The sequence below is a fragment of the Paenarthrobacter sp. 4246 genome (assembly GCF_040546855.1).
Taxonomy (GTDB): Bacteria; Actinomycetota; Actinomycetes; order Actinomycetales; family Micrococcaceae; genus Arthrobacter.
Genome location: NZ_JBEPOP010000002.1, coordinates 122,383 through 145,807, shown reverse-complemented (window position 1 = coordinate 145,807; position 23,425 = coordinate 122,383). Strand labels below are relative to the sequence as shown.

Below are 23,425 nucleotides of genomic sequence, written 5' to 3'. Positions count from 1 at the left end.
CCTGGTTCCGAAATGAAGTACGGTATTGCCATGTCTGCCTCGCCTTCGCCCGCCGATAACGCGCTCCCGTCCGAATCCCGCCGCTTCGCCACGGGCCGGCAATTCGAGCTTCGCAGGGGCGATGCTCTCGCCGTCATCACCGAACTAGCGGCCGGGCTGCGCCTGTACTCCCGCGGCGGTGTGCAACTGACGGAAAGCTACGATGACGACCAGATTCCTCCGGGTGCCACGGGCATCACCCTGGCACCATGGGCCAACCGCGTGGAGGACGGGGTCTGGTACCTCGACGGCAAGAAGCAGCAGCTCGATATCACCGAAGTCTCCCGCAACAACGCCAGCCACGGGTTGCTGAGGAATGCTGCCTACACCCTGGTGGACGAATCCGAGTTCAGCGTGTCGCTCGAAGCCACCGTCTTCCCGCAGCACGGCTACCCTTTCCTGGTCCGGCACGTGGTCCGCTACGAACTGGACGAGGCCATGGACCTCCGCGTCCGGCAGACCTTGGTCAACGATTCCCAGGGCAGGGCGCCCTTTGTGCTCGGGGCCCACCCCTACCTGCGCCTTGGCGACGTCGCTACCGAGGACCTGGTCCTGACTGTAAAAGCCCGTACCCGGCTGGTGGCCGATGAGCGGCTGATTCCCCGCAGCACAGCTGCGGCAGATGGCCCGTACGATCTTTCCGCCGGCACCGCGGTGAATGACCTGTTGATTGATGTCGCCTTGACGGACCTGGCGTACGACGGCGGCGTGGCCCGCCATACGCTGACAGCGCCTGATGGCCGCAGCGTAAGCCTCGAACAGGACGAGCTGTCCCCGTACGTCCATGTTTTTGTCACAGACACTTTCCCCGGCCGCTCCAAAGCAGTGGCCATCGAGCCCATGACGGGCCCTGCCAACGCCTTCAACAGCGGTGACGGCCTGCGATGGCTGGCCCCCGGTGAGGCGTTCACCATGAGCTGGGGCATCACCGCATCACTCTGAGCTTTTTGTACGTGTTGCCTCAGCGTTTGGTAACAGCTGCGCGGGCCGGTTTCCCATACGGCGTGGCCTACGGAATTATGGGTTCATGACGCCAACACCGGACGCCAAATCCCGCTCTGACCGCCAAATTGCCGAAGACATCCCCTACGGGGTGCGAATTGCTGCTGCCTGGTCCTGGCGGGCAGGACTGATCCTGCTCATGATCGGTGCCCTGGTCTGGCTGCTGGGCAAGGTCAGCTTCCTCATCATTCCGGTCATGGTGGCGGCCCTTTTGGCCGGCCTGCTGTATCCGGTGGTGGCGTGGCTCCGCAACCGGAACGTGCCCAACGGGGCCGCCGTCGCCATCACTGTGGTGGCCTTCATTGGCGTCATCGCCGGCGCGCTCGCCCTGGTGGGAAGGCAGCTTGCCTCCGGCTTCGGTGAACTCTGGCAGGAAGCCTTGGCCGGGATCCAACAGATCCAGACCTGGCTGGCCGATGGCCCCCTCCACCTCACGGCAGACCAGATAGACCAGTACATTGCCGATGGCGCCAACGCCCTGCAGAACAACAGCAGCAGCATCCTTAGTGGCGCTTTGTCCTTTGGCAGCACTGCCGGACACTTTGCCGCGGGACTTGTCCTGGCACTCTTCATCCTCATCTTCTTCCTGCTCGAAGGCAGTCGGATCTGGGGCTTCCTGGTGCGGCTGCTGCCCAGAACCGCGCGGCGGGCCACCGACGGTGCCGGCCGCCGCGGGTGGACCTCCATGGTCAGCTACGTACGTATCCAGATGTTCGTGGCGTTCGTGGATGCTGTGGGCATCGGCGTGGGCGCGGCCATCATCCAGGTTCCCTTGGCACTTCCCTTGGCGGTCCTGGTTTTCATCGGCTCCTTCATCCCGGTAGTGGGTGCCCTTGTTACCGGAGCCATCGCGGTGCTTCTTGCGCTCGTAGCCAACGGGCCCATCAACGCGCTCATCATGCTGGCAATCGTCCTGCTGGTCCAGCAGCTCGAAAGCCACATCCTTCAGCCGTTGGTGATGGGCAAGGCCGTGTCGCTGCACCCCGTAGCCGTGATCCTCTCAGTGGCAGCAGGCTCCTACCTCGCAGGCATCCCGGGAGCGCTGTTCGCGGTCCCGTTGCTCGCCGTAGTAAACACGGCGGTTCGGTACATTGCCGGACGGACGTGGGAACATGATGAAGGATTGGGCGGTATGGAGCCTCAGCCGGCAACCGTTTCTGCGGGGCCGACCGGAGACGCCAACTTCAAGGAGGTTCACCTCCCCAAGCCCGAATCCCGCCTCGGTAAAGGCATCGCAGGCAAGAACAAGGATGCAGGATGCCCCTCTGCTGAGGGCCCTGCCGCCGACACCACTAAAGGAGAATAGTCAGTGAATACCCTCGAAACCCTGCCCGTCACGCTGGACGATGTCCTCAAGGCGCAGGAGTTGCTCGAGGGCATTATTACCAAGACTCCGGTGGAGTCGTCCCGTGCTCTCGGCAGCCTCGTAGGCGGCAACGTCTTTTTCAAGTGTGAGAACCTCCAGCGCGCGGGCTCCTTCAAAGTCCGCGGCGCCTATGTCCGCATGGCCCGGCTCACCGAGGACGAAAAGAAGCGCGGCGTGGTGGCGGCCTCCGCAGGCAACCATGCGCAGGGTGTAGCGGTGGCCGCTAAGAGCCTGGGCATCAACGCCCGCATCTACATGCCCCTTGGCGTGGCTTTGCCCAAGCTGGCAGCTACCCGCAGCCACGGCGCAGAGGTTATCCTGCATGGCCACAACGTGGACGAAGCACTGGCCGAAGCGCAGCGCTATGCCAACGAGACCGGCGCTGTGTTTGTCCACCCCTTTGACAACGTGGACGTCGTTGCAGGCCAGGGAACCATTGGGCTGGAGATACTGGACCAGATCCCCAACGTGGACACCATCCTCATGGGCGTCGGCGGCGGTGGACTCCTGGCCGGAGTGGCGGTGGCCATCAAAGCCAGGGCCAAGGAGCTCGGCCGCGAGATCCGGGTGATCGGCGTCCAAGCGGAAAACGCCGCTGCCTACCCGCCGTCGCTGGCCGCTGACGCATTGGTGCCGCTCAAGAAGGTCACCACCATGGCTGACGGCATCGCCGTGGGCCGTCCGGGGCAGCTTCCCTTCAGCATTATCCGCGAGCTGGTGGACGATGTTGTCACTGTCAGCGAGGACTCCCTGGCGCGGGCGCTGATCTTCCTCCTGGAGCGGGCCAAGATGGTGGTTGAGCCTGCCGGCGCCGTCGGAGTAGCCGCGCTGATGGATGGCAAGATCGAAAACCCGGGGAACACCGCCGTCGTGCTTTCGGGCGGCAACATCGATCCCATGCTCATGCTCAAAGTCATCCAGCGCGGCCTGTCGGCCGCAGGCCGGTTCATGACCGTCCGCATGATGCTGGATGACCGTCCAGGTTCCTTGGCCACCATTGCGCGGATCATTGCCGAAAACGACGCCAACGTCACCGGACTGGATCACACCCGCTTGGGTGGCTCCATCAGCATGGGCGACGTCTCCATCACCATCAACCTGGAAACCAAAGGCCACGAACACGGCGAACAGGTTCTCGGCGCACTGCGGGCCGAGGGCTTCCAGCCGATCGTGGTGCACTGACGGGAGGAGCACCATGGTGCTGGGAACGCCTGAAGGATCCAAAGAAGCGGACCGGGAGTCGCTGGCCGGACGGGCGAAGGGTGGCCTGCTCTTCATGGGCGGCTTCGTCATCCTGCTCTATGTCATTGAGATCCTCAACACGCTGATGCGCCACGGCTTGAACTTCACCTTTGGCCTGCGTCCCCGCTCCATGGACGGCGTGCTGGACATCCTGACGTTCCCGCTGTTGCACGCGAACTTCAACCACTTGCTTTCCAACACGCTGCCCCTGATCATCTTCGGCTTCCTGGTGTTCTTGTCCGGCCTCCGCGTCTTTATCACGGCGCTGGCCTTCAGCTGGCTGGGCTCCGGGCTCGCTGTGTGGCTCATCGGCGGGGGAGGGGTAACGGTGGGGGCGTCCGGGTTGGTCTTCGGATTCTTCGCGTTCCTGCTGGTCCGTGGATTCTTCAACCGGAACTGGTGGCAGATCCTGCTTTCTGTAGTGCTGTTCATGGCCTACGGCAGCATTCTCTTCGGCGTGCTGCCTACGGTGATGGGCTACGTCTCCTGGCAGGCGCACCTCGGCGGAGCTGTTGGCGGCGTCATCGCAGCCGTCCTGTTACGTCCCAAGTCCACGCTGGCGGCCTGACCCCTGCCAGCGGCGCACAAAAACGCCGGCCCGCCCCGTGGAGGGGTGGGCCGGCGTCGTGTATTTCGGGCCGGTAAGCCGCTGGTTAGGCGACGTAAGGCTTGGCGGAGACAATCTCCACCGGAATTTCCTTGCCGTTGGGGGCGACGTAGCTCAGGCTGTCGCCTTCCTTGTGGCCGATGATGGCGGCGCCCAGGGGTGACTTCTCGCTGAAGACGTCCAAATCGGAGTCCCCGGCGATTTCGCGGGAGCCCAGCAGGAACGTCTCTTCGTCACCTGCGATGCGGGCAACAACCAGCATTCCGGGCTCAACGATTCCGTCATCGGCAGGGGCCTCGCCAACCTGGGCATCGCGAAGCAGTGCGGTGAGCTGGCGGATGCGGGCCTCGATCTTGCCCTGCTCTTCCTTGGCTGCGTGGTAGCCGCCGTTTTCCTTCAGGTCGCCTTCCTGGCGGGCAGCTTCGATCTTCTGGACGATTTCCGCCCGGCCAGCGCCGGAAAGGTGGTCCAGCTCAGCCTGCAAGCGGTCGAAAGCTTCCTGGGTGAGCCAAGCCGCAGTGGCGCTATTGGTGGTAGACACGGATTTCTCCTCTAGATCTGACAATGCAAAAGACCCCGCCGAGGTGGCCACTCGTGGAACTCAGTAACCAACTTAACGGGGTGAAGGTTTCATCCATTGTAGTAAATCCTTTGGACGAACCCAAACCGGTTGAGTCATGGGTCACATGATTGTTATTTACCACTGTCCGTGATCCAGCAGTTGTCCACCACTCCTGAAACAGCCGGTGACTCGGTACGCAGGACCGTGCGCTGGACGGTGGTGCTGCCGCCGTCGGGGTCGTCCTGGGGATCGTTGGGGCCTACTTCCACTACCTTCCAGCCCACTACCGCGAACTTGGAGTCCAGCGCCTTGATGGCGCATTTGGCTGTGGCTCCGGGATATTTGGTGACCTGATAGTCCACCTCTGCCTGGGTGCCGTCCACGGTGCTGTACCCGATGTCCTTGAAGGTGACAGGGGCTTGTGCGGACCCGGTGGCCACATAGGCGGCGAACCCAATCCCGATGACCAAGGCACCGATGACGATGTTCCGCTTGGTTTTGCGGTTCATCGCGCGCTTTTGACCGCCGTAGCGATTGGCTAGGCTGGTGCTTGCCGGTACTTGGGTGGCCGATAGGTCCTCTGAAGTCACCCGTCCAGTTTAGTGCCGATCCCGGCGCCCCATCACCGCCCACACAGCTTGATCCACGAAAGAGGAGCCGTCACGTGACAGCGTCCAGCAGTTCCGACCAGCAGCTGCGGCTGCTCGCCGTCCACGCCCACCCTGATGATGAGTCCAGCAAGGGCGCGGCCACCATGGCAATGTACGCCGCCGCTGGAGTAGACGTGATGGTCGCTACGTGCACTGATGGCTCACGCGGTGACATCCAGAACCCGGCCATGGAAGATGCGCCCCACCCCAAGCGGGATATGGCCGGTGCCCGGCGACTGGAGATGGCGAATGCGGCTGCCGTCCTGGGAATCCAGCAGCGGTGGCTCGGGTTCGTGGATTCGGGCCTTCCGGAAGGTGATCCACTGCCGCCGCTGCCGCCGGCGTGCTTTGCCCTCCAGCCCCTGGAACGTGCCACGGCGCCCCTGGTCCGGCTGGTCCGCAGTTTCAAGCCGCACGTGATTCTGAGCTACGACGAAAACGGTGGCTACCCGCACCCGGACCACATCATGGCCCACAAAGTGGCGGTGGAAGCCTTTGATGCCGCCGGTGACCCGGACCGTTACCCGGGCATGGGGGAGCCGTGGGCCCCGAGCAAGCTCTACTACGACCGTGCTTTCAGTCCTGAACGGTTCCGTGCGCTGCACTTTGCGTTGGAGGAAGCGGGTTTGCAGTCTCCCTACGCTGAGCGGCTTGCGGCGTGGCTGGAAGCCGATGCCGAGGGCCATACTCCCGTTCCCCCGGGATACCAAACCACCACCCAGGTGGATTGCGGCGATTTCTTCGAGGCACGCGACGACGCGCTCCGGGCACACCGCACCCAGATCGATCCCCTGGGTTTCTTCTTCGCAGTATCGCCGGATCTGCAGCGCACAGCGTGGCCGTGGGAGGACTACACCCTCATCAAGTCCACTGTCCCATCCGAGCTGCCGGAGAAGGACCTGTTCGCGGGGATAAGATAGGAACTCCGGCAGTTTCTATCGCCCGTAGAAATTGCCGCCAGGCCAACCAGCTTCCGGCTACGCTGCCTGTCGGCATGCATCAGCTCCCATAGAAGGTTTGAACGTGCACCACTTGATTCTCGCCCTGACCGTCACCCCGTCGCCCAATCCCTCGGGCACGCTGCGGCCCGGCCTGTCCGAGGACCAGGTGACGCCCGGTACGTGGGGCTTCGTCCTCACGGCCTTCATCGTCATCCTGACCACGTTCCTCATTGTGGACATGGTTCGACGCATCCGGCGCGTCCGGTACCGGGCACAAGTGGAAGAAGCACGCCTGGCAGCTGAGGAAAGCCGGGCCGAGGAGGTCGGCCAACCAGCCGACGGCGGCACCCCCGGAGCCCCCGGCGCACCGTCTGCAGGCGGAGCCTCGGACGAGAACGACGATGCCGGTCCCCGGACCCGCTGAATCCACCGGTAACGGTTCGCCCTGGGCCAACAATGCCCTGGGCTCGGAACCTTCTGCCTATTTGCGGCAGCACGCGGACAATCCCGTGCACTGGCGTCCGTTCGGCGACGAAGCGTTTGCTTTCGCCGCCGAACGCGATGTCCCGGTTTTCCTTTCCATCGGCTATGCGGCGTGCCATTGGTGCCATGTCATGGCCCACGAGTCTTTCGAAGACCAGCAGACGGCTGACTACCTGAATGCCCACTTCGTCCCGGTGAAGGTGGACCGGGAGGAGCGTCCGGATGTCGATTCCGTCTACATGGCCGCAACGCAGGCCATCAGCGGTGAGGGCGGCTGGCCGATGTCCGTCTTCCTCACGCCGGACGGACTCGCTTTTCACGCGGGAACCTATTTCCCGCCCGTGCCCCTGCCCGGCAGGCCGTCCTTCCGCAACGTCCTTGAAGCCGTCCATGAGGCTTGGCTGGAGCGTCGTGATGGGGTGGAGCAGAACGCGCGGGGTCTTGCGGCCAGCATGGCCGATGGGCAACTCTCCGCGGCGGTCCGGCTCGACGAACCGCCCGGGTTGCTGGACGCTTCCCTCCTTCCGGAGGCCGTGGCGCTGCTGGCCCGCTCCGAAGACCCCGACGCCGGCGGGTTTGGCAGCGCGCCCAAGTTCCCGCCGTCGGCCGTTCTGGAGTTCCTTATCCGGCACGCGGCTGTGCCCTCAGATACCGCAGATGCCGCCAAGGATATGGCCGGACGAGCGTTGGCGGGCATGGCGCGCTCAGCCTTGCGCGACCAACTCGACGGCGGATTCGCCCGCTATTCGGTGACGGCGGACTGGTCCGTGCCGCACTTCGAGAAGATGCTCTATGACAACGCCCAACTGCTCCGGGTCTATGCGCATTGGGTGCGGTTGGGTGGCAACGAGGTCTATTCACCCGAGGAAGCAGCGGCTGTGGCGTCGCGATGCGCAGACTGGATGCTGGAGTCACTGAGGCTGCCAGGCGGCGCTGTGGCTTCCTCCCTGGACGCCGACACGGTATCCGACGGCGTTCATCATGAGGGCGCCACGTACCTGTGGACCCTGGACTCCTTGGCGGATGTCCTGGGCGCCGATGAGGCCCTGCAGGTGGCGCGCATGATGAACGTTGGCGCTGAAGGGACAGTGTCGGACCTTGGCTCGCCACTGCATCCGGCGCGGAAGCTGTCCGACGCCGATCGGCGGCTTTGGGAGCGTGTGGCGCCGGTATTGCTTACGGCGCGCAATCTCAGGAACCAGCCGGCCAGGGACGACAAGGTGGTGGCCGGCTGGAACGGGCTGGCTGTAGCCGGACTCGCCGAGGCGGGTGCCATTCTGGGCCGCCCGGACCTGGTGTCGGCGGCGGAGAACGTGGCCGAGTATCTCGCCACCGTCCACTGGAACGGTGAAACGAAGACGTTGGTCCGCGTCTCACATGACTCCCAAGCACGTGGAATTGGCGGTCTGCTGGAGGACTACGCGTTCTGTGCTGATGGCTTCCTGGCCCTCTTCGCGGTGACGGGAACCAAACGCTGGTACCTTCTGGCGGAGGAGCTGGTGCTGGCTGCGTGCACTCGCTTCGTGGAGAACGGACAGCTTGCGGACTCGACGGGGGAGTCCGCGCAGGTCTTCAACGCCCAGGGTCAACACACAGGCCTGGACCCGTTCGACAACGCCACGCCCAGCGGTGCCGCGGGGTTTGCCGGCGCGCTCTTGTCTTATGCCGCCTATTCCGGTTCCCACGGGCACCGGCTCATGGCCGGCACCATCATGGGGCTGCTCCCAGCCATCGCCGGCCGTGCACCGCGCGTTGCCGGCTGGCTCCTGGCCACCGCGCAAGCCGCGCTCGCAGGGCCGGTGGAGGCCGCCGTCGCGGGCCCGGATTCGCCGCTGAAGCGCGAACTGCACCACACGCTGTTGACGTCTCCCAGCCCTGGGCTGGTGGTCGCTGTGCAGGAGGACGACGCCGGGGCCCCGGGTGGGGATCCCGGCGTGCCGCTGCTTCTCCACCGGTCAGGCGCGCCGGACGGCTTACCGCAGGTATACCTGTGCCGGGACATGGTGTGCGAAAGGCCGTTGGGGGATGCTGCTGCTGTCCGGGCCCGCTTGGCGGCCATGGGATCAGGCGACTGAGCGGTTCCTTTCGGCTTAGCTCAGCACTGCCAGCATGATGGCGATGAAGTGGGCCGCGAAGGCCAGCACGGTAAAGGCGTGGAAGAGTTCGTGGAAGCCGAAGTGCTTAACGCTGAAGTTGGGCTTCTTGGTGGCGTAAAACACCGCGCCGGCGATATACAGTGCGCCGCCCACGCAGATAAGGATCGCGGCAGGGGCGTTGGCCGTGAAGAACTGCGGCAAGTAGAACAACGCTCCGCAGCCCAGGGCGATGTAGACGGGAACGTACAGCCAGCGCGGTGCGTGCGTCCATAGAATCCTGAAGAGCACACCGACGATCGCCCCGGACCAGACAAGCCACAGCAGAGTGACGGCCTCGGAACGTTCCAGCAAGGACCAGGCCAGCGGGGTGTAACTTCCGGCAATGACCAGCATGATGTTCGTGTGGTCCAGCCGTTTGAGGACCATGCGGACTTTGGGGGACCAGTTTCCCCGGTGGTACACAGCACTTACCCCGAACAGGAGGAAGCCGGTCAACGCATAGATGGCGGACGTGATTTTGCGGTCCGGTGTCGGGGCAATGGTCACCAGCAGGATCCCTGCAGCCAGTGCGAAGGGAGCCGCTACAGCATGGATCCACCCGCGCCAGACGGGCTTGGTTTCGAGTAGCTCAGCCATAGTTAAACCATAACTTACGTTTCGGTAAGTTACCGAAGGGTAACAATGGACAGGGGGATTTTTGCCCTTGGCTGCACCGGCTCGCCAGCTGGGGAAGGTAGCCTTGGATGTGCGTCGTCGTACAAGCAAGGAAGTCAGGTGAGAGTCCGGTGGAGCTGCCCGGTTTCCTCTATGGCTTCTATGAGCGCAAACTTCTGCGCTCCCTCAAGCAGGACCAGATCCCCCGGCACATCGGTGTGATGGTGGACGGCAACCGTCGGTGGGCACGCCAATTCAACGCACCCACCAGCCAGGGACATCAGGCCGGTGCAGACAAAATCCACGAGTTCCTCGGTTGGTGCCAGGAACTCGGCGTCAAAGTAGTGACGCTCTACATGCTTTCCACGGACAACATGAACCGCTCCGGTGAAGAGCTGGACCTCCTCATGGGCATCATCGCCAACACCATGGACCGCCTTGATGAAGACGAAGACGTCTCTGTCCACGCCATGGGCGCTCCCGAGCTCCTGCCGGACTATCTGGCCGAACGCCTCAACAAACTGACAGCCCGCACGCCGGTCCACGAAAAGATCCACGTCAACGTCGCCGTGGGCTACGGCGGCCGCCGTGAAATTGTCGACGCCGTCCGGGAACTCCTGCACGATGCCGCCGCCAAGGGACGGACTATGACCGACGTCGCAGATGAACTTTCGGTGGACGACATCTCCCGGTTCCTTTACACCCGCGGCCAGCCTGATCCTGACCTGGTCATCCGCACGTCCGGCGAGCAACGCCTCTCCGGTTTCCTGATGTGGCAAAGCGCTTACAGCGAGTTCTACTTCTGTGAGGCACTGTGGCCGGCGTTCCGTAAGGTTGATTTCCTGCGGGCCCTCAGGGATTATGCCGGGCGCCAGCGCCGCTACGGAGCATAGGGCGCCCCGGTTCATCAAAAATTAACGAACCGGACATGCGACTTGCCGACCGCGGATTGCGGAAATGAATGTGTCCGGGATTACGTTAATCACATCAGCAGGCAAAACCGCCCGCTGATCGGGGAGGCCAGTACATGGAGCGGATCATCGCACCAGTTACATGGGAGGCCACGCCCGGCCTTCCGGCCGAGCCGCTTCACCATTAGGCCGGGCGAACTGCCCGGGGCTGGAGTCGATGTGGCTATTTCTGAGCAACTGCCCGCAATGGTTTCCGACGGGGAAAGTGCAGCTACCTCTCGCGCCAAGCGGGTCCCACAAACAGCGCGGACCAAAAAGTCCGTCACAGGCCGCAGCTACGTGATCGACACGTCCGTCCTGCTGTCCGACCCCCACGCATTGCTGCGATTCGCTGAACACGAAGTCATCGTCCCCATCGTGGTCATCAGCGAACTGGAAGGAAAACGCCACGACCCCGAACTCGGATATTTCGCCCGCAAAGCACTGCGGCTCCTGGACGATCTGAGGATCGAACACGGCGGCCTTGACCAGTCCATTCCCATCGGGAAGGACGGCGGAATGCTGCGGGTGGAAATGAACCATATTTCCCCTGAGGTGCTGCCGGCAGGATTCCGCGGAGGCGACAATGACAGCCGCATCCTGGCTGTGGCGAAGAACCTGGCAAACGAAGGCCACAACGTCACCGTGGTCTCCAAGGACCTCCCCATGCGCGTCAAGGCATCCGCCATGGGACTGCAAGCCGACGAGTACCGCAACGAACTCGTCAAGGACTCCGGCTGGACCGGCATGGCCGAGGTCGAAGCCAACGACGACGAAATCACCACCCTTTACGGTCACGAACCGGTTTTCATCCCAGCTGCCGCCGAACTCCCCGTCAACACCGGACTGGTCCTTTTGTCCAACCGGGGATCCGCGCTGGGCAGGGTCGGGGCCGACAAACAAGTCCGCCTCGTCAAGGGTGACCGCGACGTCTTCGGCCTCCATGGACGCTCGGCTGAGCAGCGGCTCGCCATTGACATGCTCATGGACCCCGCCGTCGGCATCGTTTCCATTGGTGGGCGCGCGGGCACCGGCAAATCCGCGCTGGCCCTCTGTGCGGGCCTGGAAGCTGTCCTGGAACGCCGTGAGCACCGCAAAGTGGTGGTCTTCCGCCCCCTGTACGCGGTAGGCGGCCAGGAGCTCGGCTACCTCCCCGGATCCGAGTCCGAGAAGATGAATCCCTGGGCCCAGGCCGTGTTCGATACCCTGGGCGCCCTGGTGAGCCAGGAAGTCGTCGAGGAAGTCATGGATCGGGGCATGCTCGAAGTCCTGCCGCTGACCCATATCCGCGGTCGTTCGCTGCACGACGCCTTCGTGATCGTGGACGAAGCACAGTCACTCGAGAAAAATGTCCTGCTCACCGTCATGAGCCGCATCGGGCAGAACTCCAAGATCGTCCTCACCCACGACGTCGCCCAGCGGGACAACCTCCGGGTAGGGAGGCACGACGGTGTTGCGGCCGTCGTCGAGACACTCAAGGGCCACCCGCTGTTCGGGCACATCACGCTGACCCGGTCGGAGCGGTCGCCGATTGCAGCGCTGGTGACGGAGTTGCTCGAAGGGGCTGAGATCTAAGCTGCGTTTGCTGCACGGTGGTCACCACCGCGCGGCCACGGCCTCCCGCCGTCGCTTAGACACAACGCAAAAGGACCCCGAAGGTCGCCCAGCGACCTTCGGGGTCCGATGCGTTGCGATGCGCTCCTTTCCGGGAGACCACAGCCGCGCTATTGCCTGAGAGCCGTTAGAGCTTCAGGTACGTTCTCAGTTCTTCGTGGCCTTGGATTTTGAGGGTCCAGTCCGGGCGTTTGAAGGTGGCGGGGGTGAGGCGGACTTTTTGGACTTCCTGGACGGTGTCTCCCCAGCCCTCGCGGAAGATGCCATTGGGTTCGTAACCGAGGCTGGTGGAGACGCCCAGGGACTGTTTATTCCAGGTGGCAGCCTCGGACTCAGCTACTTCGGCTCCCAGGTAATCAAAGGCATAGCTGACGACGGCGGCACGCATCTCCTTGCCGAACCCCTGCCCGTGGGCGGACTGCTTGAGCCAGGAGCCAGTGCCAACTGTTTTCAAGGTGTTGAAGTTCTTGGCGCCGATGTCCTGGACGCCGAGGAACTCGTTGTTATTCCAGACCGCCAGGAGGAGGGTCCAGGATTCCTTGGTGAAGTTGGCGCGGCAGCGCCAGTACCACTGGGCCATATTCGGAGCGAGTTCATGGTCCGGAAGGTCGGTCCACGGGGTGCTGAACGGGCTCTTGCCGGGCTCGTGGACACCGGATCGCGCCGCGGCGACGGCGGCCGGGATGTCGTCGTCGAAAACTGGACGGATACTTAACCTCGGGGTGGTGAGGGTGAGTCCGAACGGGGGCCAGATGTCTGCCAGCGATGTCATCGCCGTAGCTTAGCCCGGCAGGAGGAGCCTCGCGAGTCACATCCCGGGGAGACTCCTGCGCTTCTCTTCAGGCGGCCGGGCCTATGTCCCACGGGATGTGGCGGCGCACGTCCGTGAGGTTCATGGACTCAGCCAGGAAAAGGTCGTCCAACATGTACTCGTCCACGGCCAGGATCTTCAGCCAATGCCCCTTTCCGGAAGAGTCCCCATCCAGGCTTTGGCTGGCAACGCAAACTCCTGTGCCGGCGTCGATCCTGATCAACGTTCGTCCGGTGTGGGCCAAAGGCTCGGCAGGATCCGAGGGAACATAGGTCCTGCTGCGGGTCACGATGGTTTCCAAAGCGAGGCGGCCCTCATGGTCCACTTCCCGGGGTTCTTCAAGGAACACGGGGTTTGTGTCCGGGAATTCGAGGGGAACCGGAGCGTTGCCGGCCAGTTCCACGGGATCGAGTGCGGCGGCAAGGCGGCCGTTGCCGAAGGAGGGCTCACCGTAGGCGGCCTCCGGGCGTCGCCTGACCAGTCCGGCGTCGTCATAAACGGGCGTCACCAGATGGGCCGGAAGCAGCCATGAGCGGCGTGTTGAGGACACGTACAGATCATCCCGGGAGTCATTGATGCCCGTGGTGCTGTGCAGCAATCGGCCGTCCGGTGTTTCCAGGCGAAGAGCTCCCGGCCGTCTCAGCCATGCGCGGACCATGGTGGCGCCCGTCCCGGGCCGTTCCAGGTATTCGAAGCGGAGGCTCGTCCATTTCCACGGCGAAGAACGGCAAAGGTTCCGGAATGTGGAGGACAAGTCGAAACCCGGTCCTCCTGCGCTGTAGCTCCCCATATCCACAGTTTACCTAGGCGTTCAAGCGTGCCCTGCGGCCAAAGCGGGATAGCATCCGAGAGTGATCCGACGACTCTCCGACCTCTGGGACGCCAGCCCGCTGGGCTTCTGGGTGGTGATGGCCGCGTGCCTGTACTTCGTGGTGATGGCTGTTCGGCTCACGGTGATAGACGTGCGGAGCCACCTGTTGCCCAACCGCATTGTGTTTCCGTCATACGCAGTGGCAGGTGTGTTGTTACTGGCGGCATCGCTCCTGGCATTTTTCGCCGATGCCGGCCCGGACCTCCACCTTTCTGCAGACCTGTTCGCTGTGCCCGGACTCCGGGTCCTCGGGGGAGGCGCTGTGCTGTGGCTCTTCTACTTCGTATTAAGGCTCATCCACCCGCCCGGGATGGGCTTTGGTGACGTCAAGTTGGCGGGTGTGCTGGGCCTCTACTTGGGATACCTGGGGTGGAGCCACGTGTTCGCGGGCACGTTCGCCGCTTTCATTCTGGGCGGTCTGTGGAGCCTGGCTATCCTTGTGTCGCGCCGCGGTACCCTGCGATCGGCCATTCCCTTTGGTCCGTTCATGCTGGCGGGAGCGGCAGCTGCCATGGTGCTGATACCCGCATGACGCTTCCCACCGTGCCAACTGCGGCCGAACTGCAACCGTCCCCGTATTTTCGCGTTCACCATGCTGCGGCATGCTTAGCCCAGCGGGTGTTTGGATGCGCTGGATGGAGGCAGGAGAGGGTGCAATGCAGCGGAACAGGTTGAGGCTCGCGGTGGGTGTGTCCATTGCCTGCACCGTCCTGCTCAGCGGATGTGCCCAACCAGACAGCACCTCCGCTGCTCCGACGCCGTCGGTTATCACGTCGCAGGCCTTGCAGCGGCCAGTGCGGTCCTGTGAAACTCCGCTGGGGTGTTCCGAATTCACGTCCGTGCGCGGAAGCGACGCCACAGGAGAGGTAGCGTGGCTCGGCACGCATCCGCTGCGTGTAACGTCGGCGCGTTTCGATGGAGTGTGGACCTTGCATGTCGCCACGCCCTGCAACCATCTGCAGGTGCAGGTTTCGGTCCAGGATGATGTCCTGACACCGGGGTTGGTGTCCGTTACGGACAGGGGCTGCGAGGAGCCAACGGGCAGCTACCAGGCCTGGACAGAGAAGCTCTTTGAGCAGCCTGTTCAGTGGAAGCTCGACGGCGATACGCTCACCTTGCGCAATGCACACGCCACCATTGACCTGAAGGAAAGCTGACACCATGGGTGCACCGGAATTTGTGCTCAAACTGCGGGAAAAGATCGGCAACGATCCCCTGTGGCTGCCGGCCGTGCGGGGAGTGGTCTTCGACGACGAAGGCAGGGTTTTGTTGGGCCAGCGTGCCGACAACGGTCACTGGACACTGATCACCGGAATGTTGGAGCCGGGGGAGCACCCCGCGCCGGGGCTAGTACGGGAGATCTTCGAGGAAACCGCGGTAGTGGCTGAGACTGAACGGATCATCGGCGTCGGAGTTGTGGGACCGGTGACCTTCCCCAACGGGGACGTCTGCGACTTCCTGGACATTACCTTCCGGTGCCGATATGTATCCGGGGAAGCCCAGGTCAACGACGACGAATCGCTTGCCGTGGGGTGGTTCGAGTTGGATGACCTTCCGGACATGAGCGCCGGAAACCTTGAAGCCATCAGGCTTGCCACGGAGCCCGAAGGCCCCGTGGCGTACCAAGTGGAGGACTAGCGCTACCGACGTCCTGCATCGGCTGTCGGGCGATCCTCGTCAACGCCATCCGAAGCCGCCAGATCGGTATTCAAGCGCGCGGTCTCGAGTCGCTCGGCTTCAAGGCGGTCGGCCTCCTCGCCACCCACAGCCTCACCTCGTGCCACCATGCCTGCGGTGTCGGAGAGGGGGATCTGCTTGAGCGTGATGGCCAGGATCAGTGCGATGGCAATGAACGGCACCAAGTACCAGAACACGGGCGCCAGCGAATTGGCGTAGGCGTTGACGATCGCATCGCGCAACTGCTCGGGCAGCTGTGCCAATGCCTGGGGATCCAACGTGCTGGTGGACTGTGAAGCCTGCTCGGCAGAAGCGCCGGCGCCCGTGAATGCCTCGGTCAACGATTCGGACAAGCGGTTGGTGAAGATCGCACCGAAGACGGCGACACCCAGCGACGCACCTACTTCACGGAAGTAGTTGTTGGTGCTGGTGGCCGTGCCGATCTGGTCGGCCGGCACGGAGTTCTGGACCACCAGGACGATGACCTGCATGATCAGGCCCAGGCCCGCACCGAAAATGAACAGCTGGACACAAATAACCCAGATGGGGGTTGATGCCGCCAGCGTGGTCAGCCACAACATCGCAGCGATCGTGAGTGCTGCACCAAGGATCGGGTACATCTTGTACTTTCCGGTCTTGGATATTCGGATACCGGAGTAGATGGACGTACCCATCAGGCCCACCATCATGGGGAGCATCAGCAGGCCCGACTCAGCCGCCGAGGTGCCCGAGGACATCTGCAGGAACGTCGGGACAAAAGCGATGGCAGCGAACATGCCAAGGCCCAAGGTGAAGCCGATAGCCGTTGCATTGATGAAGATGGGGTTCTTAAACAGGCTCAGGGGAATGATGGGATCCTCGGCGCGGCGTTCAACCATCACAAAGGCGAAGGCGGCCAGAACCATGCCGGCGCCAAACGCCCAGGTAAGCGGCGAGTCCCAGCCTTCGTCCTTTTTGCCACCGAAGTCGGTGAAGAAGATGAGGCACGTGGTGGCGGCGGAGAGGAAGACGACACCCAGGATGTCGATCTTCTTTTCGGCCTTCTTGTTGGGCAGGGTCAGGGTGAACCAGGCGGTGATGAACGCCGCGATGCCGATGGGGATGTTGATGTAGAAAGCCCACTCCCAGGTGAGGTGGTCTACGAAGAACCCGCCCAGCAGCGGTCCGGCCACAGCGGAGAGACCGAAGATGGCGCCCAGAGGGCCCATGTACTTGCCGCGTTCCTTGGCAGGAACGATGTCAGCGATGATGGCCTGCGACAGGATCATGAGGCCACCGCCACCCAGGCCCTGGATGGCACGGAAGATCACGAAGCCCCAGAAATCGGTGGCGAAGGCGCAGCCCACGGACGCCAGGGTGAACAGGGCGATGGCGATGAGGAACAGGTTGCGTCGCCCCAGGATGTCACCAAACTTGCCGTAGATGGGCATCACGATGGTGGTGGCCAGGAGGTAGGCGGTGGTGATCCAGGCCTGGTGCTCCACACCGCCGAGCTTGCCCACAATGGTGGGCATGGCGGTGGAGACGATGGTCTGGTCGAGGCTGGACAGGAGCATGCCTGCGATCAGTGCCGAGAAGATGATCCAGATGCGTTTCTGGGTCAGCAACAGCGGTTCTGCTGCCTTCGAGAGTGTGCTCATGCGGGGTCCTTCAAGGTTTCAAGGGGGTTGGGGCCCAGTTGCTGGTTCGTGGCCAGCGGCTGGGCAAAGAGTTTCCGTGCGGCGTTGAGGTTCTGTTCGAGGATCCGGCGGTACGTGCGGGTGTTTTCCTCCGAAAAGAATTGCTGTGCTGTCTTTTTGGAGACCGCCCCGAACAACGCGGTTGCTGTTACGACTTCCGGGTGATCCGGATCCAGCCCCTCGCGGGCAGCCACCAGAGCAGCGAATTGCCGTTCACGCGCCTCCCCTTCGAGGGTGAGCCGCGCCAGGAGTTGTGGTTCGGCCGTGATGGCGGCGATGAACTGTTGGACCTCTGTGCGGCTGATGGATGAGCGTTCCATGATGGTCACCGTGAGCACGTGCAGGGCTGCCAGGAGACTTCCGGAGATGCTGTCCTGGATGCGCGTGGGATTGGCGTTGAAGGCCTCTAAAGCGTCTGCGGGCAGTTCATCCGAGAAAGAGCCGATCACGGCGTCTTCTTTGGAATGGAAGTAGTTGAAGAAGGTTCGGCGCGAGATCCCCGCCGCTTCGCAGACTTCCTCAACAGTGAAACCGCTGAGGCCATGCTCCGCGGTCAGGGAACGCGCGACGGCGGTGATCGCCGTCCGCGTGGCAGCCCGCTTGCGCTCGCGAAGGCCGCCGTCGATATTTGCACTATTGCTCACAAAGTAAAGTTTTGCACTCTAGGATACAAAGTGCAAAAAGAGTCAGAAGTTTTTGTACAGCAGATGCCCTTAAGGGTGGGTCTTAAGGGCGCCTGCTGTACAAAAACTCCGGGCTACGACGACGGCCGGTACCTTTCCAGCGAAAGGTACCGGCCGTCGTCGTGCTGTTGGGTTTTAGACCAGGAGTCAGGCCTTGTGGGCCGGGGCCGTCATGGTGGTGACGTCCAGGGCCTTGTCGAGCTCGGCCTCAGTGACCTTGCCTTCGCCCTCGCCAACGAAGCCGAGCTTCTCGGTAGCCTGGCGGATGGTCAGGCCCTCCTTGACGGCAATTTTGGCGATCTTGGCAGCGTTTTCGTATCCGATGAACTTGTTCAGCGGGGTGACGATGGACGGGGAAGCCTCGGCCAGGAAGCGTGCCCGCTCCACGTTGGCGGTGATGCCGTCGATCATCTTGTCAGCCATGACGCGGCTGGTGTTGGCCAGCAGCCGGATGGACTCAAGGAGGTTGGCGGCCATGACGGGGATGCCGACGTTGAGCTCGAAGGCGCCGTTGGTGCCGGACCAGGCGATGGCGGTGTCGTTGCCGATCACCTGGGCGCAGACCATGATGGACGCTTCGCAGATGACCGGGTTGACCTTGCCCGGCATGATGGAGGAGCCCGGCTGAAGGTCCGGAATGGCGATTTCACCGAGACCCGTGTTGGGGCCCGAGCCCATCCAGCGGAGGTCGTTGTTGATCTTCATGAAGGAGATCGCGATGTTGCGGAGCTGGCTGGAACCCTCGATGAGGCCGTCGCGGTTTGCCTGCGCTTCGAAGTGGTCGCGGGCCTCGGTCAGCGGCAAGCCGGTGTCGGCTGCGAGCAGTTCAATGACGCGCTCCGGGAAGCCGGCAGGGGTGTTGATGCCGGTACCCACGGCGGTGCCGCCCAGGGGAACTTCGGCAACGCGGGGGAGTGCAGCGTTGATGCGCTCGATGCCGTAGCGGACCTGCGCGGCGTAGCCACCGAACTCCTGGCCGAGCATGACGGGCGTGGCATCCATGAGGTGGGTGCGGCCTGACTTGACGACATCCTTGAACTCCACAGCCTTGCGGTCGAGGGAAGCTGCCAGGTACTCGAGGGCCGGGATCAGGTCGTTGATCAGGGCCGACGTTGCGGCGACGTGGACGGACGTCGGGAAGACGTCGTTGGAGGACTGCGAAGCGTTCACGTGATCGTTCGGGTGGACAACTTTGTCACTCCCGGCGGCTGCGAGGGCGCGCGATGCGAGCTCGGCGATGACCTCGTTGGTGTTCATGTTGGAGGAAGTGCCCGAACCGGTCTGGAAGACGTCGATGGGGAAATCGCCGTCGTACTTGCCGGTGGCAACCTCATCGGCAGCGGCGGCGATAGCCTCGGCGAGCTCACCATCGAGCACCCCCAGTTCGGCGTTCGCCAGTGCAGCTGCCTTCTTGACGCGGGCCAGGGCCTCGATGTGTGTGCGCTCGAGCGTCTTGCCGGAGATCGGGAAGTTCTCCACAGCACGCTGCGTCTGGGCGCGGTACAGGGCGTTCACGGGGACGCGAACTTCGCCCATCGTGTCATGTTCAATACGGAACTCAGTGGTGGAAGTCATGGGGCTAGCTTAGGGCGATTGGACGCCGCACAGAAAACCCGGAGGGGAGTGCTACGTGCTCCGGCGCCGGGGCCGGAGCACGTGCTCCTAGAGCTTGCCGATCCCGGAAACGAGGGCCGCACGGCCTTCGTCGAGCTTGTAGGACAGGCCAATGACAGCTACGCGGCCGTCGTCGATGGCGTCGGAAATCACACGTGAGCTGTCAGCAAGGCGGGCGGCGGTCTGCTTGACGTGCTCCACTACCATGTCGTTGACGTCTTCCTGGCTGTTGCGCTTGGCCGTCAGGACCGACGGCGTGATGCGCTCCACGAGGTCACGGATGAAGCCGGGAGGCATCTCACCCGTTTCCACGGCGGCCTTGGTGGCCTTCACTGCGCCACAGCTGTCATGGCCAAGAATCACAATCAACGGAACCCGGAGTTCGCTGATGCTGTACTCGAGGGAGCCAAGCACGGCGTCGTCAATGACCTGGCCGGCGGTGCGGACCACGAAGGCGTCACCGAGGCCCAGGTCAAAGATGATTTCGGCGGCGAGCCGTGAATCCGAGCAGCCGAAAATCACAGCAAAGGGATTCTGGTTCTCGATGAGTGAGGATCGTCGCGAAGCATCCTGGTTGGGGTGCAGGGATTCGCCGGAAACAAAACGTTCGTTGCCCTCGCGGAGACGGCGCCACGCCAGGGCTGGAGTCAGGTAAGTAGGCACGAGCCTTACTTTACGACGCGGACAGGGCAGTCCGTGAAACTGTTGCGCGGGTTAAGCGGACGGTTGCGTCGAAGCAGGGGCTGTGGCGGGCGCACTTGCCGGCGGCGCCTGCTCTGCGGACTTCACGACGGCGGCAGCGAGCGTTGCGAACTCGTCCAGGCTCGCGGTGCCGCTCAAGATGATGGTGGTACCCCGGTACTCCAGGACCATGCTGCGCTTCTCCTTGCCGGAGTCCCGCAGCTCCCAGTCCTGGCCGCTGGCGTTGCGAGTGCCGGTGACGGGCAGGTTCTCCGTCTGCTGCAAGACCCACGTGGGGTTGGCCTGGGTGGTCTGGGTGAGGCCGATGAAGGCCTCCTTGGGGGTGAGGAAACCAATCTCCCAGGTGGGGACGCCGCTTCCCGTGCCTGATTCCCACCGGGCGTAATTCGGTTTGAATGTGTCGCCCGTATCCGGGGTCACCGGTGTGAATCCTGCCACACCTGCGGCATTGCGGGCGATGGCTGCCACGTCAACATCGGGCCGGAAGCCCTCGCCCTTCGGGGCCGGGTTCATCAAAACGATGGGGAGGAAAGCCAGCACGCAGACAAGCAGGGCAATGACCATGCCAATGACCGAGGCGTTGGCCCGCTTGGCAGCTTTCGCCGCGATGACGGGTTTGTAGGGGGCATCCGGGATGGCCTGGGCATCGTTTTGGCTGGCCGCTGCAGCGTCCGAATGGTTCTCGGCTGCGGGCTTGTCCTGCGTTTCACTCACCTGTCCATGATCCCTTATCCCGGCAGGGAACACACATCCGGTAACCTAACCACCGGCATCGGGGGCTGTGGTCATCCAACGACTCAGGGACCACGTGGCGACTATGATCGTTGATAGAGGAACCCCGGGTTGCCCCGCGCAACCATGTCCGGTCCCGTGAATCGTCACTCGAAGAAGAGGTTCAAGTGTCTCCTGCACCAATGACCCAGCAGTATTCCACGATTTCGCCGTCGCTCGCCGTCGGCCTCGACGAACCCGACCGCAACCTTGCGCTTGAACTCGTCCGAGTCACCGAGGCCGCGGCAATTGCCGGTGGCCACTGGGTGGGATTCGGTGACAAGAATAAGGCAGACGGCGCCGCCGTCGATGCCATGCGTTCGTTCCTTCACACTGTCCACTTCAACGGCGTTGTGGTCATCGGTGAAGGCGAAAAAGATGAAGCCCCCATGCTGTTCAACGGTGAGCAGGTTGGTGACGGCACCGGCCCCGAGTGCGACGTCGCCGTCGACCCCATCGACGGAACCCGCCTGACCGCCCTAGGCATCAACAACGCCCTCGCAGTGCTGGCAGTTGCTGAGCGCGGTTCCATGTTCGACCCCTCCGCCGTGTTCTACATGGAGAAGCTCGTTACCGGCCCCGAAGCCGCCGACATGGTGGACCTTCGCCTGCCCGTCAAGCAGAACCTGCACCTCATTGCCAAGGCCAAGGGCGTCAAGGTCAACCAGCTCAACGTCATGATCCTGGACCGCGACCGCCACCGCCCCCTCGTGGAAGAAATCCGCGAAGCCGGTGCACGCACCAAGTTCATCATGGACGGCGACGTCGCCGGCGCCATCGCCGCAGCCCGCTCCGGCACCGGTGTTGACGCCCTCATGGGTATCGGCGGCACCCCTGAAGGCATCGTTGCAGCGTGCGCCATCAAGTCGCTCGGTGGCGTCATCCAAGGCCGCCTGTGGCCGACGTCGGACGAAGAGAAGCAGAAGGCCATCGACGCCGGACACGACCTCGACCGCGTCCTGTCCACCAACGACCTCGTCACCTCGGACAACTGCTACTTCGCAGCGACCGGCATCACCGACGGCGACCTCCTCCACGGCGTGCGCTACCAGAAGGACCGCGTTATGACGCAGTCCATCGTGATGCGCTCCAAGTCCGGGACGGTCCGCTTTGTTGAGGCCGAGCACCACGCATCCAAGTGGGAGACATACGCGCGCAAGCCGTAACCACCCCGTTGCTGTCGCGTCTTTGACGCGAAAAGCGCCCTATCGCTCTGCGGCTATCTCCTCGTACCTCGTCGATTTGATGCCGCTGACGCGATAGGGCGCTTTTCGCTGTCCGGATGCGATGGTGCCGCGGCTTCCGGCTGCGTGCTGATAAAGGGTGGGGCAGTGCTCCGGGTGTGCCTTCACCACCTACTTTGGAGCGTGAACGACGCCGACACGCCGTGAGCCACGGGGTGTTGCGGGGTTGGCGGGCTCAAAGTGGGTGGTGGCGGTACGGGTGGATCCAGGCGAAGTTGGGGGGGCAGGGACTAGCGGAGCTTGTCCCGCAGCGCCCGGGCCAGTTGGTAGGCACCGTAGCGGAGTTTGTTGACCGGGAGGTCCCAGGTGCCGGGGTAGGAGACTTCGCGGCCACCGAAGGACTTCTTGAACGCAGTGAACCCTGCCCACTTGTGGTCCGGCTGGTCCTCGGGCGCCACGCCCCAGAGGTCCACGTGCTTCAGGCCCTTCTCCTTGGCGTCAGCCATGAGTGTCACCAGGAGGGGGATGCCCGCGCTGAGCTTGCGGTGGGTGTCGTCCAGAGCCGCGTGGGCGTAGACACGGGTGTCAGCGGAGTCGTAAGCGAAGGCAGCAGCGATCGGTTCGCCCTCCAGCTCCGCAATGAACAGAGTTCCCGCGCCGGAGGGCAGCAGGGACGCGGCAACCTGGGTGAGGTATTCGTCGCTTTGGGGCTTGAAGCCGTTCCGGGCTGCCGTGAGGTGGAGGAAGTGCAGGAGCACCGAGATGTCCGCGGGATCCTGGGAAGCCCGGAACGTCACACCCTTTTTGTGGATGTTCCGGTACAGGTTCCTGTTGGTCGGCTTCATACCGGCCAGGACGTCCTTGAAGTCGCCGTCGAGGTCCACGATCCAGCTGAGCTCGGGCTGCTGGTTGACCGGGGCGGGGCGCAAGCCGCGCGCGCGGAGGAGGGGGCCGGCGTCGGATGCTGTAAAACCGGCCGCTGCAGGTTCCATCCGTACGAAGACCGCGTGCTCGTCCTTGGCCAGGGATACCAAGGCCGCCGTGGCGGCGTCGAACGCTTCAACGGACTCTGCCACGGGACCGTAGGGGGCGTAGATGACCTTGCCGGCGGGGTTCTTCTCCTCAATGGCGAGGAAGCTCCAGCCCGGGCCGGACTGTTCGTGGACACGGCGGCCCAAGGAACGCTGGACAGCAGCCCACGCCGGGGTTTGCAGGAAAAACTCCATG

The 23,425-nt window shown here is 63.4% G+C and carries 24 protein-coding genes; 13 read left to right on the top strand and 11 right to left on the bottom strand.

The features are described from left to right. Positions 1-30: 30 nt before the first annotated feature. The 4 genes from ABIE35_RS03395 (at position 31) to ABIE35_RS03380 (ending at position 4,217) form a co-directional block, all read left to right on the top strand. Positions 31-981, top strand: coding sequence for an aldose 1-epimerase family protein (locus ABIE35_RS03395; protein WP_354512449.1), 951 nt, complete (start codon positions 31-33; stop codon positions 979-981). A gap of 85 nt (positions 982-1,066) precedes the next feature. Continuing rightward, on the top strand, positions 1,067-2,347 hold the full coding sequence (locus ABIE35_RS03390; RefSeq protein ID WP_354512448.1) for an AI-2E family transporter: 1,281 nt from the start codon (positions 1,067-1,069) through the stop codon (positions 2,345-2,347). Between the two features lie 3 nt (positions 2,348-2,350). After that, positions 2,351-3,589 (top strand): threonine ammonia-lyase, encoded by a 1,239-nt coding sequence (gene ilvA / locus ABIE35_RS03385; RefSeq protein ID WP_089594164.1) that lies wholly within the window; start codon positions 2,351-2,353, stop codon positions 3,587-3,589. 13 nt (positions 3,590-3,602) lie between these two features. Then, on the top strand, positions 3,603-4,217 hold the full coding sequence (locus tag ABIE35_RS03380; protein ID WP_089594165.1) for a rhomboid family intramembrane serine protease: 615 nt from the start codon (positions 3,603-3,605) through the stop codon (positions 4,215-4,217). Between the two features lie 85 nt (positions 4,218-4,302). On the opposite strand, the gene greA is transcribed toward ABIE35_RS03380, so the two are convergent. Next, positions 4,303-4,797, bottom strand: coding sequence for a transcription elongation factor GreA (gene greA, locus ABIE35_RS03375; protein ID WP_026542824.1), 495 nt, complete (start codon positions 4,795-4,797; stop codon positions 4,303-4,305). 152 nt (positions 4,798-4,949) lie between these two features. Beyond that, positions 4,950-5,408, bottom strand: a complete 459-nt coding sequence (locus ABIE35_RS03370; RefSeq protein ID WP_207596794.1) for a DUF4307 domain-containing protein — start codon at positions 5,406-5,408, stop codon at positions 4,950-4,952. A 74-nt stretch (positions 5,409-5,482) separates the two neighbouring features. Between ABIE35_RS03370 and mca the strand changes: the two genes are divergently transcribed. From mca to ABIE35_RS03355, 3 genes are all read left to right on the top strand, one after another. Beyond that, positions 5,483-6,388: a mycothiol conjugate amidase Mca gene (gene mca, locus ABIE35_RS03365; RefSeq protein WP_354512447.1), complete on the top strand. Its 906-nt coding sequence runs from the start codon at positions 5,483-5,485 to the stop codon at positions 6,386-6,388. Positions 6,389-6,491: 103 nt separating this feature from the next. Next, complete coding sequence (locus ABIE35_RS03360) at positions 6,492-6,833, top strand: hypothetical protein (protein ID WP_354512446.1); 342 nt, start codon at positions 6,492-6,494, stop codon at positions 6,831-6,833. After that, positions 6,811-8,967 carry a thioredoxin domain-containing protein gene (locus ABIE35_RS03355; protein ID WP_354512445.1) on the top strand — a complete coding sequence of 719 codons (2,157 nt, stop codon included), beginning with the start codon at positions 6,811-6,813 and terminating at the stop codon, positions 8,965-8,967. Before ABIE35_RS03360 ends, ABIE35_RS03355 begins: the two co-directional genes overlap by 23 nt. Positions 8,968-8,982: 15 nt before the next feature. Here the strand turns inward: ABIE35_RS03355 and trhA are convergent, their stop codons facing one another. Then, positions 8,983-9,624 carry a PAQR family membrane homeostasis protein TrhA gene (gene trhA, locus ABIE35_RS03350; RefSeq protein WP_089594169.1) on the bottom strand — a complete coding sequence of 214 codons (642 nt, stop codon included), beginning with the start codon at positions 9,622-9,624 and terminating at the stop codon, positions 8,983-8,985. Between the two features lie 107 nt (positions 9,625-9,731). Here trhA and ABIE35_RS03345 point away from each other — a divergent pair, with 107 nt between their 5' ends. Together ABIE35_RS03345 and phoH2 are read left to right on the top strand one after the other, a co-directional pair. Beyond that, positions 9,732-10,535, top strand: a complete 804-nt coding sequence (locus ABIE35_RS03345; protein ID WP_354512444.1) for an isoprenyl transferase — start codon at positions 9,732-9,734, stop codon at positions 10,533-10,535. Between the two features lie 42 nt (positions 10,536-10,577). Then, the gene (gene phoH2 / locus ABIE35_RS03340; protein WP_502921351.1) at positions 10,578-12,167 is read left to right on the top strand and encodes an RNA 5'-3' helicase PhoH2; all 1,590 of its coding nucleotides are present in this window, start codon (positions 10,578-10,580) and stop codon (positions 12,165-12,167) included. A 166-nt stretch (positions 12,168-12,333) separates the two neighbouring features. Here the strand turns inward: phoH2 and ABIE35_RS03335 are convergent, their stop codons facing one another. Beyond that, complete coding sequence (locus ABIE35_RS03335; RefSeq protein WP_354512442.1) at positions 12,334-12,978, bottom strand: GNAT family N-acetyltransferase; 645 nt, start codon at positions 12,976-12,978, stop codon at positions 12,334-12,336. A gap of 67 nt (positions 12,979-13,045) precedes the next feature. Continuing rightward, the gene (locus ABIE35_RS03330) at positions 13,046-13,807 is read right to left on the bottom strand and encodes a hypothetical protein (RefSeq protein WP_354512441.1); all 762 of its coding nucleotides are present in this window, start codon (positions 13,805-13,807) and stop codon (positions 13,046-13,048) included. Between the two features lie 61 nt (positions 13,808-13,868). Here ABIE35_RS03330 and ABIE35_RS03325 point away from each other — a divergent pair, with 61 nt between their 5' ends. From ABIE35_RS03325 to ABIE35_RS03315, 3 genes are all read left to right on the top strand, one after another. Continuing rightward, complete coding sequence (locus tag ABIE35_RS03325) at positions 13,869-14,420, top strand: prepilin peptidase (RefSeq protein WP_354512440.1); 552 nt, start codon at positions 13,869-13,871, stop codon at positions 14,418-14,420. A 124-nt stretch (positions 14,421-14,544) separates the two neighbouring features. Continuing rightward, on the top strand, positions 14,545-15,045 hold the full coding sequence (locus ABIE35_RS03320) for an META domain-containing protein (RefSeq protein ID WP_354512439.1): 501 nt from the start codon (positions 14,545-14,547) through the stop codon (positions 15,043-15,045). A gap of 4 nt (positions 15,046-15,049) precedes the next feature. Continuing rightward, a complete protein-coding gene (locus ABIE35_RS03315) occupies positions 15,050-15,526 on the top strand; it encodes an NUDIX hydrolase (protein WP_354512438.1) in 477 nt (158 codons plus the stop codon). A gap of 2 nt (positions 15,527-15,528) precedes the next feature. On the opposite strand, the gene ABIE35_RS03310 is transcribed toward ABIE35_RS03315, so the two are convergent. From ABIE35_RS03310 to ABIE35_RS03290, 5 genes are all read right to left on the bottom strand, one after another. Continuing rightward, on the bottom strand, positions 15,529-17,205 hold the full coding sequence (locus tag ABIE35_RS03310; RefSeq protein ID WP_354512437.1) for an MDR family MFS transporter: 1,677 nt from the start codon (positions 17,203-17,205) through the stop codon (positions 15,529-15,531). Next, positions 17,202-17,888, bottom strand: coding sequence for a TetR/AcrR family transcriptional regulator (locus ABIE35_RS03305; protein WP_354512436.1), 687 nt, complete (start codon positions 17,886-17,888; stop codon positions 17,202-17,204). Before ABIE35_RS03305 ends, ABIE35_RS03310 begins: the two co-directional genes overlap by 4 nt. A 186-nt stretch (positions 17,889-18,074) precedes the next feature. Next, on the bottom strand, positions 18,075-19,502 hold the full coding sequence (locus tag ABIE35_RS03300; RefSeq protein ID WP_089594175.1) for a class II fumarate hydratase: 1,428 nt from the start codon (positions 19,500-19,502) through the stop codon (positions 18,075-18,077). Between the two features lie 87 nt (positions 19,503-19,589). After that, positions 19,590-20,204: a carbonic anhydrase gene (locus ABIE35_RS03295; protein ID WP_011774029.1), complete on the bottom strand. Its 615-nt coding sequence runs from the start codon at positions 20,202-20,204 to the stop codon at positions 19,590-19,592. Between the two features lie 51 nt (positions 20,205-20,255). Further along, complete coding sequence (locus tag ABIE35_RS03290) at positions 20,256-20,957, bottom strand: DUF4245 domain-containing protein (RefSeq protein WP_354512435.1); 702 nt, start codon at positions 20,955-20,957, stop codon at positions 20,256-20,258. 200 nt (positions 20,958-21,157) lie between these two features. On the opposite strand from ABIE35_RS03290, the gene glpX reads away from it, so the two are divergent. After that, positions 21,158-22,180: a class II fructose-bisphosphatase gene (gene glpX, locus ABIE35_RS03285; protein ID WP_017198677.1), complete on the top strand. Its 1,023-nt coding sequence runs from the start codon at positions 21,158-21,160 to the stop codon at positions 22,178-22,180. A gap of 308 nt (positions 22,181-22,488) precedes the next feature. Here the strand turns inward: glpX and ABIE35_RS03280 are convergent, their stop codons facing one another. Then, positions 22,489-23,424, bottom strand: coding sequence for a lipid II:glycine glycyltransferase FemX (locus tag ABIE35_RS03280; RefSeq protein ID WP_354512434.1), 936 nt, complete (start codon positions 23,422-23,424; stop codon positions 22,489-22,491). Position 23,425: the final 1 nt, after the last annotated feature.

Coding starts and splice junctions, on each gene's coding strand:
- ABIE35_RS03395 (WP_354512449.1), top strand. CDS start 31: ATGTCTGCCTCGCCTTCGCCCGCCGATAACGCGCTCCCGTCCGAATCC.
- ABIE35_RS03390 (WP_354512448.1), top strand. CDS start 1,067: ATGACGCCAACACCGGACGCCAAATCCCGCTCTGACCGCCAAATTGCC.
- ABIE35_RS03380 (WP_089594165.1), top strand. CDS start 3,603: ATGGTGCTGGGAACGCCTGAAGGATCCAAAGAAGCGGACCGGGAGTCG.
- ABIE35_RS03355 (WP_354512445.1), top strand. CDS start 6,811: ATGCCGGTCCCCGGACCCGCTGAATCCACCGGTAACGGTTCGCCCTGG.
- trhA (WP_089594169.1), bottom strand. CDS start 9,624: ATGGCTGAGCTACTCGAAACCAAGCCCGTCTGGCGCGGGTGGATCCAT.
- ABIE35_RS03345 (WP_354512444.1), top strand. CDS start 9,732: ATGTGCGTCGTCGTACAAGCAAGGAAGTCAGGTGAGAGTCCGGTGGAG.
- ABIE35_RS03335 (WP_354512442.1), bottom strand. CDS start 12,978: ATGACATCGCTGGCAGACATCTGGCCCCCGTTCGGACTCACCCTCACC.
- ABIE35_RS03330 (WP_354512441.1), bottom strand. CDS start 13,807: ATGGGGAGCTACAGCGCAGGAGGACCGGGTTTCGACTTGTCCTCCACA.
- ABIE35_RS03320 (WP_354512439.1), top strand. CDS start 14,545: ATGCAGCGGAACAGGTTGAGGCTCGCGGTGGGTGTGTCCATTGCCTGC.
- ABIE35_RS03315 (WP_354512438.1), top strand. CDS start 15,050: ATGGGTGCACCGGAATTTGTGCTCAAACTGCGGGAAAAGATCGGCAAC.
- ABIE35_RS03310 (WP_354512437.1), bottom strand. CDS start 17,205: ATGAGCACACTCTCGAAGGCAGCAGAACCGCTGTTGCTGACCCAGAAA.
- ABIE35_RS03300 (WP_089594175.1), bottom strand. CDS start 19,502: ATGACTTCCACCACTGAGTTCCGTATTGAACATGACACGATGGGCGAA.
- glpX (WP_017198677.1), top strand. CDS start 21,158: ATGACCCAGCAGTATTCCACGATTTCGCCGTCGCTCGCCGTCGGCCTC.
- ABIE35_RS03280 (WP_354512434.1), bottom strand. CDS start 23,424: ATGGAGTTTTTCCTGCAAACCCCGGCGTGGGCTGCTGTCCAGCGTTCC.